The sequence below is a fragment of the Vibrio sp. R10-SG3-ISO3 genome, from assembly GCF_059834225.1.
This window is the reverse complement of sequence record NZ_JCBDHE010000010.1, coordinates 85,396-99,243: the sequence shown is the minus strand read 5'-3', so window position 1 is coordinate 99,243 and position 13,848 is coordinate 85,396. Positions and strand designations below refer to the sequence as shown.

Here is a 13,848-nt window from a genome sequence, read left to right as displayed (position 1 = left end):
CTTAGCTTCAGCGCGTGAATACCAAGTGGAAAACCAATAACCATAAAATTTATGCTACTATCTGACGTGAAAAATCAGATTATTGAGGCGAAATGCCGCAAAAACATCACTCTAACAAATGTTACCCCTCAGCAGTAACAGTAATTGGTATCACATTCCGACTACTTTATAACTGTTTGTTAGGAACTCGACTAAGTTTATGTATTTTCATCCCTAAACTCGTCAGATGAGTGCCTTTTTACTGATTTTTTACGAGTATGAATTTGTAACATTATGTATAGTGATGAAACATTTTTTTAGGATTGATAAGTAAGATGCCAGAGATTAAACAGTTATTTGATAATAACTCTAAGTGGTCAGAGTCGATCAAAGCCGAGCGACCTGAATATTTTACTCAATTGGAACAAGGACAGAGCCCAGGCTTCTTGTGGATTGGCTGTTCAGACAGCCGTGTTCCAGCAGAGCGCCTGACCGGGTTGTACTCTGGTGAGCTCTTCGTTCATCGAAATGTGGCAAACCAAGTCATTCACACCGACCTCAACTGTTTGTCTGTGGTGCAATACGCGGTAGATGTGTTGAAGGTGAAGCACATTATCGTGTGTGGTCACTATGGCTGCGGCGGGGTGAAAGCGGCGATCGACAATCCGCAACTTGGCCTGATTAACAACTGGCTACTGCATATTCGCGATCTCTACTTTAAGCATCGTCACTACCTTGATGGCATGCCGTTAGAGGATCAAGCGGACAAGCTGGGTGAAATCAACGTTGCGGAGCAAGTGTACAATTTGGGCAACTCGACCATTATGCAAAATGCGTGGGAGCGCGGTCAGGACGTGGAAATCCACGGTGTTGTGTATGGGATTGGCGACGGTAAACTGGAGTATTTGGGCGTGCGTTCAAGCTCAAGAGAATCGGTCGATGACTCTTATCAGAAAGCGATGGAAGCGATCCTCAACCCAGAACAAAAACTCTTGTGTCGCTAAGTTCATTGACACACATAACCTAATAACAACAATGCCCGCAATCGCGGGCATTGTTCAATGTCGTGTTGCCAGTTTATGTGTGACCACTTTATTCCTGTGGTACCACTTTACCGATGTATGGAAGATGGCGATACTTTTGCGCGTAGTCAATACCAACACCAACGACAAACTCATCCGGGATTGAGAAACCAATCCAATCCACAGGCACCTCGACTTCGCGACGCGAAGGCTTATCAAGCAGCGTACAGATGGCGATCGATTTAGGTTCACGCAGCGACAAAATTTCTTTGATTTTGTTGAGTGTGTTGCCTGTATCGATAATGTCTTCAATAATCAGCACATCCTTGCCTTTAATGTCGTCATCGAGATCTTTCAAGATGCGAACATCGCGTGAGCTTTCCATGGTATTGCCGTAGCTAGAAGCCGTCATGAAATCCACTTGATGCGTCAGGTCAATTTGGCGCGCTAAGTCGGCCATAAAGACAAACGAACCACGCAGCAATCCAACCAACACCAAGTCTTCACTTCCTTGGTAGTGCTCGGTGATCTGCTTGCCCAGCTCATTTACTCGCGCCTGAACATCTTGCTCAGAAATCATCACTTCTACTGTATGTTTCATACCCATCTCGTCTTTCGTTTTGCCAGTACCTGAAGGATAGCGTATTCGCGCCTATATGCCCGTTCCGAGCCATTTGACTCGCCGGTACTGCTAAATGATCAAGCGCGTAGTCTAACACTTGAGCGCTCACTCTTAAACGTTTGCTTGGATGAAAACCCAGGGACTGATAAAAATGGAATATTAGTAACTAACAAAATTGATTATTAAATCACCTCAAAACGTTGACCCAAAGCATATGCACCATTACACTCATCAATGCTACGGCAAATAATAAAATACTAAATAGGGCTCAGCCCACAACGACAACTCAATTGGCAAGGAAATGAACTATGGATTCTATAGCGAAACGACCCCGTACACGCCTTTCTCCACAAAAACGCAAACAGCAGTTGATGGAAATCGCCTTGGAAGTGTTTGCTCGCCGCGGAATTGGACGTGGTGGCCACGCTGACATTGCAGAGATCGCACAAGTCTCTGTGGCGACGGTGTTTAACTACTTTCCAACCCGAGAAGATCTCGTCGATGACGTTCTAAACTATGTCGTCAGACAGTTCTCCAACTTCCTCACCGACAATATTGACCTAGACCTCCACGCGAGAGAGAACCTTCACAATCTGACCTCTGCGATGGTTGAGTTGGTGCTCAATGATTGTCACTGGCTCAAAGTGTGGTTCGAATGGAGCGCCTCGACTCGTGATGAAGTCTGGCCGCTGTTTGTCTCCACCAACAGCACCAACCAACTGCTGGTGCAAAATATGTTTGTGAAAGCCATCGAGCGCGATGAAGTGTGTGACAAACACGATCCTGTCGATCTCGCGACCCTGTTCCACGGCATGTTCTACTCGCTGTTCATTCAAGCCAATCGTATTCAAGATACTGAAGCGATGGAGAAACTGACCAACAGCCACTTAAACATGCTCTGTATTTACAAGCGCGATCAGTAATACGCTCGCCAACTACGCCTATTCGCTATGCCTGATCTTTAACGTACAGGAGCGAGCACAGTGAATAGGCATAAGTGAACAGGCATAAAAAAACCGCTGACTTATCAGCGGTTTTTCTCTATTCCAGTCTAAGAAGAATTACTTCTTCTTCGCTTTAGGGTTTGGAAGGTCAGTAATGGTGCCTTCAAACACTTCCGCGGCTAGACCGACAGACTCATGCAGAGTTGGGTGAGCATGGATAGTCAGTGCGATATCTTCTGCATCACAACCCATTTCGATAGCTAGGCCGATTTCACCCAACAGTTCACCACCGTTAGTACCGACAATCGCACCACCGATAACGCGATGGGTATCTTTATCGAAAATAAGCTTCGTCATACCGTCTGCACAGTCAGATGCAATAGCACGACCAGACGCCGCCCACGGGAAAGTAGCCGTTTCGTAGTTGATGCCTTCTGCTTTCGCTTCTTTCTCAGTCTTACCAACCCACGCCACTTCTGGCTCAGTGTAGGCAATCGAAGGAATGACTTTCGGGTCAAAGTAGTGCTTCTTACCAGAAATCACTTCTGCTGCAACGTGACCTTCATGCACACCTTTGTGCGCTAGCATTGGCTGACCAACGATATCGCCGATCGCGAAGATGTGTGGGATGTTGGTACGCATTTGCTTGTCAACATTGATGAAACCGCGCTCGTCGATTTCAATCCCAGCTTTCTCACCATCGATAAGCTTGCCGTTTGGCACACGACCGATAGCCACAAGAACCGCATCGTAGCGCTCTGGCTCCGCTGGTGCTTTCTTGCCTTCCATTGATACGTAGATACCGTCTTCTTTCGCTTCAACAGCGGTCACCTTAGTTTCAAGCATCAAGTTGAACTTGTTCTTAATACGTTTGGTGTAAACTTTAACGATGTCTTTGTCTGCCGCTGGGATAACTTGGTCGAACATTTCAACCACGTCAATTTGAGAACCCAGAGAGTGGTAAACCGTACCCATTTCTAGACCGATGATACCACCGCCCATGATCAGCAGCTTTCCTGGCACTTCTTTCAGCTCAAGTGCATCCGTTGAATCCCAAATACGTGGGTCTTCATGCGGAATGAATGGAAGTTTGATAGGTCGAGAGCCCGCAGCAACGATAGCGTTATCAAAGTTAACGACCGTTTTACCGTCTTCACCTTCCACTTCAATCGAGTTAGGACCCGTGAACTTACCAAAGCCGTTCACCACGTTCACTTTACGCATCTTAGCCATACCGCCAAGACCGCCAGTCAATTGGTTGATCACTTTCTCTTTCCACAGACGAATTTTATCAATGTCTGTTTGTGGCTCACCGAACACGATACCGTGCTCAGCCAAAGCTTTCGCTTCTTCGATCACTTTTGCCACATGTAGAAGCGCTTTTGATGGGATACAACCCACGTTCAAACAAACACCACCTAGGGTGCTGTAACGCTCGATAAGAACAGTGTCCAGACCTAAGTCTGCACAACGGAATGCAGCGGAGTAACCAGCAGGACCGGCACCAAGTACTACCACCTGGGCTTTAATTTCTTTGCTCATTTTGACCTCTTGTAGTCATTATCCCTAACAGGCTGAGTGAGTATGGAATCTATCGTTCAACGAATGGTTTGTTTTTCAATATTATTTTCAGACCGCCAACAGTTTACAGAGATGTTAATGGTGTGAAAAGTAAATCCATTTAGCCTGTGAGCTAGACAACAATTCACGAATGAACTGCTGAATATAGAAAAAGTGACTCCCCTTTACACCGAGGGAAAGGGGAGTCATGAATTACAATACTAGACGACGAATGTCAGACAGACACGCGTTTAAGTAAGTAATGAAACGTGCACCTTCTGCACCATCAATCACACGGTGATCGTAGGAGAGAGACAGTGGAAGCTGTAGACGCGGTTCAAACTCTTTACCGTTCCACACTGGCTTCATTTCAGACTTAGACACGCCAAGGATACCAACTTCCGGAGCATTAACGATTGGCGTAAACGCTGTACCACCGATACCGCCAAGACTTGAGATAGTGAAACATCCACCTTGCATGTCAGCCGCTGTGAGCTTGCCAGCACGTGCTTTCTTAGACACGACCATCAGCTCTTCAGACAGCTCGTAAATGCCCTTCTTGTTCACATCTTTAAATACAGGAACAACCAGGCCGTTTGGCGTATCTACCGCAATACCTACGTTGACGTATTTCTTCAGAATCAGGCTCTCACCGTCATCAGATAGAGAAGAGTTGAACGCAGGGAACGCTTCAAGTGCTTTCGCTACCGCTTTCATGATGAACACAAGTGGCGTGATCTTCATGCCCGTGTCTTTCTTCGCTTCGATGGCGTTCTGCTCTTTACGGAACGCTTCTAACTCAGTGATGTCTGCGTTGTCCCATTGGGTTACGTGCGGGATCATCACCCAGTTGCGGTGTAGGTTTGCACCTGAGATCTTCTTAATGCGAGATAGCGGCTGAGTTTCCGTCTCACCGAACTTGCTGAAGTCCACTTTTGGCCATGGAAGTAGACCAAGAGCCGCGCCGTCGCCTTTACCAGATGCGGCTGCACCTGCACCAGACTCAAGACGCTTAAGCGCTTCTTTCACGTAGTTCTGAACGTCTTCCTTCAGGATACGGCTCTTACGACCGCTGCCTTTAACCTTAGAAAGGTTAACGCCAAATTCACGCGCTAGACGACGAACCACCGGAGACGCGTGAGCGTACTCATCATTGTCTTGGAAGTCGCCAGCTGCTGGAGCTACTGCCGCTGGTGCTTCTGCTTTAGGCGCTGCCGCTGCAGGTGCTGCCGCTTGAGCTGGAGCCGCTGCCGGAGCAGGTGCTGCGCCCGCTACTTCGCCTTCCGTTGTAGAGAAAATCATGATGAGTGAGCCAGTAGACACTTTGTCGCCAGCTGCAATCTTGATTTCTTTAACTGTGCCAGCGAATGGTGCAGGCACTTCCATAGAAGCTTTGTCACCTTCAACAGTGATTAGAGATTGCTCTTCTTCCACTGTGTCGCCAACCGCAACCATGATCTCAGTAACTTCAACTTCGTCGCCGCCGATATCTGGTACGTTCACTTCTTTTGCCGCTGCGGCCGGCGTCCCGGACGCTGCTGGAGCTGCTGCTGCAGGAGCTTCAGCTGCCGCTGGTGCTGCTGGAGCGCCTGAACCTGCTGTTTCGAATACCATGATAAGTGAGCCAGTCGATACTTTATCGCCTGCTGCAACTTTGATCTCTTTTAGCGTACCTGCGAATGGCGCTGGAACTTCCATAGACGCTTTGTCGCCTTCAACAGTGAGAAGAGATTGCTCTTCTTCGATGCTGTCGCCAACGGCAACCATGATTTCAGTCACTTCAACTTCATCACCACCGATGTCTGGTACGTGAACTTCTTTTAGTTCTGCCGCTGCTGCTGGAGCTGCTTCTGCCGCAGGAGCAGGTGCAGCGTCAGCTGCACCCGAAGCGCCGGCCGCCTCGGTTTCGAAAATCATGATTAGAGAACCAGTAGAAACCTTGTCGCCTTCTGCAACTTTGATTTCTTTAACGATACCCGCTGTCGATGCAGGCACTTCCATAGAAGCTTTGTCGCCTTCAACTGTGATCAGAGACTGCTCTTCTTCAACCTTGTCGCCAACGCTTACAAGAATCTCAGTAACTTCAACCTCATCCGCACCGATGTCTGGTACATTAATTTCGATTGCCATTTCTTATCTACCTTCTTAATTAAGCGTATAGCGGGTTTGTTTTCTCTGTGTCGATGTCGAATTTCTTAATTGCTTCTGCAACTACAGATTTCTCAACTTCGCCACGTTTCGCTAGTTCAGTTAGCGCTGCTACTACTACGTAACCTGCGTTCACTTCGAAGTGACGACGTAGGTTTTCACGGCTGTCTGAACGACCGAAGCCATCAGTACCAAGAACTTTGAAAGACTCAGCAGGAATGTATGCACGAACCTGCTCTGCGTAGTTCTTCATGTAGTCAGTGGCTGCGATAGCAGGTTCAGTACCCATTACTGTTTGGATGTAAGGTACTTTCGCTTCCGCTTCTGGGTGAAGCATGTTGAAACGCTCTGCATCTTGGCCATCGCGAGTGAGTTCGTTGAATGACGTTACAGAGTAAACATCAGAAGCGACACCGTAATCTTCGCTTAGGATTTGAGCTGCTTTACGTACTTCATTCATGATAGTACCAGAGCTCATCAGCTGAACTTTCGCTTTGTCGCCTGTGTAAGTTTCTAGCTTGTAGATACCTTTACGGATGCCTTCTTCAGCGCCTTCTGGCATTGCTGGCATTGCGTAGTTTTCGTTCATTAGCGTTAGGTAGTAGAACACGTTTTCTTGTTCTGGACCGTACATGCGACGGATACCGTCTTGCATGATGACCGCGACTTCGTACGCGAAGGTTGGGTCGTAAGAAATACAGTTAGGAACCGTACCCGCCAAAATGTGCGAGTGACCATCTTCATGCTGTAGACCTTCACCGTTCAACGTTGTACGACCCGCCGTTGCACCGAGTAGGAAACCACGTGCTTGTTGGTCACCAGCCATCCACGCCATGTCGCCCACACGTTGGAAGCCGAACATTGAGTAGTAGATGTAAAACGGGATCATTGGTAGGTCGTTTGTCGAGTATGAAGTCGCAGCAGCAACCCATGAAGACATCGCACCCAGCTCGTTGATACCTTCTTGTAGAACCTGACCTGAAGTCGCTTCTTTGTAGTAAGAAACAACGCCACGGTCTTCTGGTGTGTAAGTTTGGCCGTGCGGGTTGTAGATACCAATTTGACGGAACAGACCTTCCATACCGAATGTACGTGCTTCGTCAGCAATGATAGGAACGATGTTCTTACCAACGTTCTTGTTCTTAAGTAGAACGTTTAGTGCACGTACGAATGCCATAGTAGAAGAGATATCACGCTTCTGTTCTTCTAGTAGTGGCTTGAATTCTTCTAGCTCAGGAACGATGAATTCTTGAGTGAATTTTGGTAGACGCTGTGGCGTGTAGCCGTGTAGCGCTTTACGACGAGCGTGTAGGTATTCGTACTCTTTTGAACCTTCTTCAAGTTTCAGGTACGGAAGTTCTTTCACTGCTTCGTCAGTTAGGATGTCTTGAAGACCTAGACGATCACGTAGGTGTAGTACGTGCGTCATATCCATCTTCTTAACTTGGTGCGCGATGTTCTTACCTTCAGCCGCTTCACCCATGCCGTAACCTTTAACAGTCTTAGCTAGGATTACTGTTGGACGACCTTTCGTTTCTGCCGCGTTTTTGTATGCCGCGTATAGCTTAGAAGACTCGTGACCACCACGCTTAAGTGCGAAGATTTCGTCATCAGTCATGTCAGCAACAAGTGCAGCTGTCTCTGGGTACTTACCAAAGAAGTGCTCACGTACGTACGCGCCATCTTTTGATTTGAATGTTTGGTAGTCGCCGTCGATGGTTTCGTTCATCAGTTGAAGAAGCTTACCCGTCGTATCTTTGGCGAGTAGTGAATCCCAGTTGTTACCCCAGATGACTTTCACTACGTTCCAACCAGCACCTTTGAACAGACCTTCAAGTTCTTGAATGATCTTACCGTTACCCATAACAGGGCCATCTAGACGCTGTAGGTTACAGTTGATGAGGAAACATAGGTTGTCTAGTTTCTCACGCGCAGCGAAAGAGATAGCACCACGTGATTCTGGCTCATCCATCTCACCGTCACCTAGGAAGGCGTAAACGCGCTGCTCTGACGTATCTTTAAGACCACGGCCCTCTAGGTACTTAAGGAAACGAGCTTGGTAGATAGAAGCGATTGGACCTAGGCCCATCGATACTGTCGGGAACTGCCAGAATTCAGGCATCAGTTTAGGGTGCGGGTATGAAGGAATACCTTTTCCGTCTACTTCTTGACGGAAGTTGTCTAGCTGCTCTTCAGTTAGACGACCTTCAACGAATGCACGTGAGTAGATACCTGGTGAAATGTGACCTTGGTAGTAAACCAAATCGCCACCATCCTTCTCGTTCGGTGCACGGAAGAAGTGGTTAAAACAGGTTTCGTAGAACGCAGCAGAAGACTGGAAAGACGCCATGTGGCCGCCTAGCTCTAGATCTTTCTTAGATGCACGTAGAACGATCATGATTGCGTTCCAGCGGATGATGGAACGGATACGGCGCTCAAGCGTAGTATCACCAGGGTAAGCTGGTTCTTGGTTCGCTGGAATCGTGTTGATGTAGTTGGTTGTGATGCCTGTTGGCATATCAACGCCGTCTAGGCGAGCTTTGTCTAGAACTTGCTCTAGTAGGTACTGTGCACGTTCTACACCTTCTTCACGAACTACTGACTCAAGAGCTTGTAACCATTCTTGAGTCTCAAGTGCGTCTACGTCATGCTTCATGTCAGACATGGCGATCTATCCTTCTGTTGGTTGGATCTACTTATTTAAGTAACGGTTTTAGTTAGCATCGTTACCTTGCTGAATTCGACGCAAAGAGCGTTCTCTGCGCGACTCTTCACGAGTCAAATCCAACAATGTTTCTTCGATATAAGCTAAATGCGAATGGGACATCTCACGCGCTTTTTCAGGTTGGCCTGAAACAATCGCATCCACGATATTAGCCCTGTGTCTACTTACTTTCTCCACCACTTCATCGCGGCGGTGTAATAGTTTTAAATTCTGTAATACGTTCTGCTCAAGCAAAGGCGCAAGGCTGCGAATAATATGCAGCAACACCACATTGTGCGCGGCTTCGGTTAGGGCAATCAAAAACTGCACCACCGCCGCAGCTTCGGCGTCCACTTCTTTTGTGGACTGAGCTTGTGAGATGATCTCTAAACAAGCCTGAATGCGAGCAAAATCTTCTTCGGTACCACGTAGAGCTGCAAAATAAGCGGCAATCCCTTCCATCGCGTGACGCGTTTCCAGCAAGTCCAATTGAGTCTCAGAATGACTCGATAGGAGATTGAGTAAAGGATCCGAAAAACTGGTCCAAATCGTTTCACTGACAAACGTCCCTCCCCCTTGTTTTCGGGTCAAAAGACGTTTCGCTTCTAAGCGCTGGATGGCTTCACGGATAGACGGACGAGACACATCGAACTGCTTCGCCAGTTCGCGCTCGGGTGGCAGTTGTTGCCCCGGCGAAAGTGTACCTTCCACAATCAACCTTTCTAACTCTTGCTCAATCACATCGGAGAGTTTTGGCTGACGAATCCTTTGATAAGCCATAGTTGTTATTCTTCTTTCTCTTTGCAGTCAATTGGTAATACCAATTTTATCTTGGCGAGGAAATTAACATAATTAAAACGCAACTTCCAGCCAAAATTTGATTCAAATCATAGAACGACTCATGCGGTCACAGTTTGATAACAGCTCATAATTAAAACATCAATCAAATTGGTATGACCAATTACAAAAGAGAAACAGATGGGGCAAAAACGTGCCACGCATCACACTTTACTTGATTGAGTCATCATACAAATGAAACGAAGCGAATAACATCAAAGCATAGTCTATCCACCGTCGATACCTTGGTGAGATGACATTTTTCTGAATTCAACCGCGATTTTTCTGAAAACAGGGTAACGGATCCCGATCGCATTCCCTGGTCAGACCTGAAAGTCTCACCTCAAAACTCTCGTCTCTAAACTCTCTCCTCAAAAAACGAAACAAAAAAACGCCAAGCATTTCTGCTTGGCGCGGTATCAATGAGGGAGTCTATTAGATGTCGAGAACGTTCATCTCGCTTCAATATAATCGACCATCAGCTGTAAAGACTGATTGCCCCGAAACTCATTAATATCGAGGCGATAAGCCAGATGGACGGTTTTGGCGCTCGCATCCGGCCAACGTCTCAAGTCGACATTAAACGCGATCGCATCCATCGTCAGCCCGGTTGGGTGGCCACGATAGAGTGGCTCTAACATCAGCTTTAAGTGCTTCTCGGCCACCAGCTTTTGGTGCAGCACCATAAACTCGCCGTCAAAAATCGGCTCTGGGAACGCTTGCCCCCAAGGCCCACCACTGCGAAGCACGTGCGCGGTGTGCATGGAAAACTCTTCTGGGCGCAGCTCGCCATCGGACAAGATCACCCCTTTGAGCGCCGCTTCATCCAACTCTTGTTCCACCGTTTGGTTAAACAAGGTCGCAAAGCGTTCAAAATCTTTCTCCATGATGGTTAAACCGGCAGCCATCGCATGGCCGCCAAATTTTTTAATCAGCCCCGGATGTTGCGTATCGATACGATCGAGCGCATCACGCATGTGTAAACCTGGTATCGAGCGACAAGAGCCTTTAATCGCGCCATCACCGCCATCGGCAAACGCAATGACAGGGCGATGAAATTGCTCTTTGATGCGCGAGGCCAGAATCCCGATCACCCCTTGGTGCCAATCGCGTTGAAACAGCACCAGTCCATAGGGAAGCTGGCTCCCTTCACCAAACTGCAACCGCTCACAAAACGCCATCGCCTCTTGCTTCATACCCTCTTCAATCTCTTTGCGCGTTTGATTCAGCCCATCAAGTTCAGAAGCCATGCGCCTTGCGGCGTGGATGTTGTTGCTCATCAGCAGTTCAACCCCAAACGACATATCGTCCAGTCGACCGGCGGCGTTGATTCTTGGCCCCAAGGCAAAACCAAAATCTGCGGCAACGAGACGCTTTGCATCGCGCTTCGCCACTTCAATCAACGCTTGAATACCTGGCCTTGCTTTGCCCGCACGGATGCGTTGCAGCCCTTGATGCACCAAAATGCGGTTGTTCTCATCCAGAGGCACCACGTCTGCGACCGTGCCCAGCGCCACAAGATCTATCAGCTCCATCAGTTTGGGCTCCGCCATACCTTGCTCAGCAAACCATCCCGCTTTTCGCATATGGACGCACAGCGCCATCATCAAATAAAAAGCGACACCGACACCGGCCAGCGCCTTAGACGGAAACGCGCACTCGTCGAGATTTGGATTGACCATCGCATCGACCTCAGGCAATTCATGCCCAGGTAGGTGATGATCCGTGACCAACACCGTAAGCCCTTGCTGCTTGGCATAGCGCACGCCCTCAATCGATGACACGCCATTATCGACGGTCATGATCACTTGCGCGCCCAGTTCGATCGCTTGATCGACCACTTCCGGGCTAAGGCCGTAGCCGTCTTCAAATCGATTCGGCACCAAATAGTCAACATTGCTCGATCCCAGCATCCGCAGTGCCAGTACAGACAACGCAGAGCTGGTCGCGCCATCGGCATCAAAATCGCCCACCACTATGATGCGCTGATTGAGGCGAATCGCCTCAAACAACAAACTCACCGCGGCCTCAATACCATGCAATTTCTGGTAAGAGTGCAAAGCTCTTGCGGTTGTCTCCAACTGCTCAACACTTTGAATACCACGGTTGATGTAGATGCGGCGCAGCAGCGGATCGATACTCTCAGGCAATAGGGTAATGTCTGCCTCAGGACGACGTTGAATCTCTATCATCGCTCATTCCTGCTCATTATTGGATTTGCTCTAAACGCTCGAGCAAATCGCGGGGTGGTAGGTATCCCCCCACCATGTCGCCATTGGGCAGAAAGATCGCTGGTGTGCCACGAATGCCTAGCTCGCGCCCAAGCGCATAATGCTGGCTAATGATCTGCTGGTATTTGGCAAAGTCTTCCCCTGGCTCAGGGATCTCACGTCGGGTTTTCCCGTCAGACATGGCTTGCTGAGGATCGCTTGCGCCCCAAATGGCCGCCATCTGATCGGCGGTGCCCCCCGTTGCGCCCTGTCTTGGAAACGCCATGTAGCGCACGGTGATGCCCAGCTTGTTATAGTCTTGCATTTGGCTGTGCAGACGCACACAGTAACCACAGGTAATGTCGGTAAAGACGGTCACCACATACTGTTCGTTGTCGGCTTTGAACGGAATCATGGTCTGTTTGAAAGCGTCGATTTTTGCCGCATTAATCGGAGCTTGTCGCTTCGCCAGTACATCTTCATACTGACCATTGCTGTCTAACTTGTACAAGGTGCCCGCCATAAAGTACTCACCATCAGGCGTCGCAAACAAGATGCCGCCATTGGTTTGCACTTCTAATAAGCCATCAATCTCAGCAGGGACAACATCTTGCACTTCCAGCCCAAGCTGATTAAAACGCGCTTCAATCTGCGCTTTATCGAAAGCCGGCTCTGTTGCAGCACTGGCTTGCGCCGTCAACAGTAGTGGCAGTGTCAGTAGAGTGATACGGCGTAATACGCTCATTCAATTCACCTTTCTTGTCTTGTGGTTCAAAGTGCCTAATCAGGCTCTTGGATGATGCTCACTGTGGAGCTGTTTCAATCGTTCGGTCGCAACGTGGGTATAGATTTGGGTGGTGGATAAATCACTGTGCCCGAGGAGCATCTGCACCACGCGCAAATCCGCGCCGTAGTTTAATAGGTGCGTCGCAAACGCGTGGCGCAATACGTGCGGCGACAACTGCTCGGTATCGATGCCCGCTCTCACCGCATAATGTTTGATACGATGCCAAAAGGTTTGACGCGTCATTTGCCTCGCCCTTTTGCTCGGAAAAACCACATCAGAGGTAGTGTCACCCAATAATTCAGACCGGCCTTGTTTGAGAAAAGTTTCCGTCCAGTCGACGGCATTTTCGCCCATCGGCACCAAACGCTCTTTGCCGCCTTTACCGATCACCCGCACCACGCCTTGGCGCAAGCTGATGTTTTCCATCGTTAAGCTCACCAATTCCGTCACACGAAGCCCGGTGGCGTATAAAAGCTCTAGCATTGCTTTATCTCGAAGCTCCATCGCGTCATTGACGTCCGGCGCATCGAGCAGCGCATCGACCTGCGCCTCAGAGAGGTCTTTCGGTAAGCGTTTAGGCAATTTAGGGCTTAGCAGCAAGGCACTCGGATCGTCAGCCCGTATCTTTTCACGGTGCAGGTACTGAAACAAGCGACGGATGGCCGACAACATGCGCGCACGCGACGTCTGCTTATAGCCTTGGTCCATCAACCAACTTTGATAATCCTGCAACCCTGAGAGGCTAATAAAACTGAGCCGATAGTTGTGCTCACTCATCCAGCTCAGCAGTTTAAACAGATCATTGCGATACGAGGCCAAAGTATTTTCCGATAACCCGCGCTCCATCCACATGGTATCTAAAAACTGCTCAATGATTCCTTGGTCCGGAGTCAACACCTGCGACACACTTACTCTCTCACGTTGATGCTTAATGGCTTTCAATGTAAGTGCCTCGCTAGAAGAAAGCCATAAAAAATCACCGTTGAGGAGGATATTCGCTGCAAAGCTCGCCATTTTGTGGTTAGAATTCGCGGT

Annotated in this window: 10 protein-coding genes; 2 read left to right on the top strand and 8 right to left on the bottom strand. The window is 48.6% G+C overall.

Going from position 1 to position 13,848, the window contains the following annotated elements; translation table 11 throughout:
* Nucleotides 1–314: 314 nt before the first annotated feature.
* Nucleotides 315–983 carry a carbonate dehydratase gene (gene can / locus AC6R1A_RS01820; protein WP_334553908.1) on the top strand — a complete coding sequence of 223 codons (669 nt, stop codon included), beginning with the start codon at nucleotides 315–317 and terminating at the stop codon, nucleotides 981–983.
* A gap of 88 nt (nucleotides 984–1,071) precedes the next feature.
* On the opposite strand, the gene hpt is transcribed toward can, so the two are convergent.
* On the bottom strand, nucleotides 1,072–1,602 hold the full coding sequence (hpt, locus tag AC6R1A_RS01815; protein ID WP_334553906.1) for a hypoxanthine phosphoribosyltransferase: 531 nt from the start codon (nucleotides 1,600–1,602) through the stop codon (nucleotides 1,072–1,074).
* A 329-nt stretch (nucleotides 1,603–1,931) separates the two neighbouring features.
* Between hpt and AC6R1A_RS01810 the strand changes: the two genes are divergently transcribed.
* Nucleotides 1,932–2,546 (top strand): LuxR/HapR/OpaR family quorum-sensing transcriptional regulator, encoded by a 615-nt coding sequence (locus tag AC6R1A_RS01810; protein ID WP_487902112.1) that lies wholly within the window; start codon nucleotides 1,932–1,934, stop codon nucleotides 2,544–2,546.
* A gap of 138 nt (nucleotides 2,547–2,684) precedes the next feature.
* Here AC6R1A_RS01810 and lpdA read toward each other — a convergent pair whose 3' ends face one another.
* The 7 genes from lpdA to xerD all read right to left on the bottom strand — a co-directional run bounded on the left by lpdA (nucleotide 2,685) and on the right by xerD (nucleotide 13,707).
* A complete protein-coding gene (gene lpdA, locus AC6R1A_RS01805; protein ID WP_334553903.1) occupies nucleotides 2,685–4,109 on the bottom strand; it encodes a dihydrolipoyl dehydrogenase in 1,425 nt (474 codons plus the stop codon).
* 231 nt (nucleotides 4,110–4,340) lie between these two features.
* Entirely contained in the window at nucleotides 4,341–6,257 is a 1,917-nt protein-coding gene (aceF, locus tag AC6R1A_RS01800; RefSeq protein ID WP_500632895.1) for a pyruvate dehydrogenase complex dihydrolipoyllysine-residue acetyltransferase, read from the bottom strand.
* Between the two features lie 19 nt (nucleotides 6,258–6,276).
* On the bottom strand, nucleotides 6,277–8,940 hold the full coding sequence (aceE, locus tag AC6R1A_RS01795; protein WP_500630136.1) for a pyruvate dehydrogenase (acetyl-transferring), homodimeric type: 2,664 nt from the start codon (nucleotides 8,938–8,940) through the stop codon (nucleotides 6,277–6,279).
* A 48-nt stretch (nucleotides 8,941–8,988) separates the two neighbouring features.
* Nucleotides 8,989–9,759: a pyruvate dehydrogenase complex transcriptional repressor PdhR gene (gene pdhR, locus AC6R1A_RS01790; protein WP_334553897.1), complete on the bottom strand. Its 771-nt coding sequence runs from the start codon at nucleotides 9,757–9,759 to the stop codon at nucleotides 8,989–8,991.
* A gap of 509 nt (nucleotides 9,760–10,268) precedes the next feature.
* Complete coding sequence (gene recJ, locus AC6R1A_RS01785) at nucleotides 10,269–12,008, bottom strand: single-stranded-DNA-specific exonuclease RecJ (protein WP_500629311.1); 1,740 nt, start codon at nucleotides 12,006–12,008, stop codon at nucleotides 10,269–10,271.
* A gap of 16 nt (nucleotides 12,009–12,024) precedes the next feature.
* Complete coding sequence (gene dsbC, locus AC6R1A_RS01780) at nucleotides 12,025–12,771, bottom strand: bifunctional protein-disulfide isomerase/oxidoreductase DsbC (RefSeq protein ID WP_487902116.1); 747 nt, start codon at nucleotides 12,769–12,771, stop codon at nucleotides 12,025–12,027.
* 39 nt (nucleotides 12,772–12,810) lie between these two features.
* A complete protein-coding gene (xerD, locus tag AC6R1A_RS01775; RefSeq protein WP_420378222.1) occupies nucleotides 12,811–13,707 on the bottom strand; it encodes a site-specific tyrosine recombinase XerD in 897 nt (298 codons plus the stop codon).
* Nucleotides 13,708–13,848 lie beyond the last annotated feature (141 nt).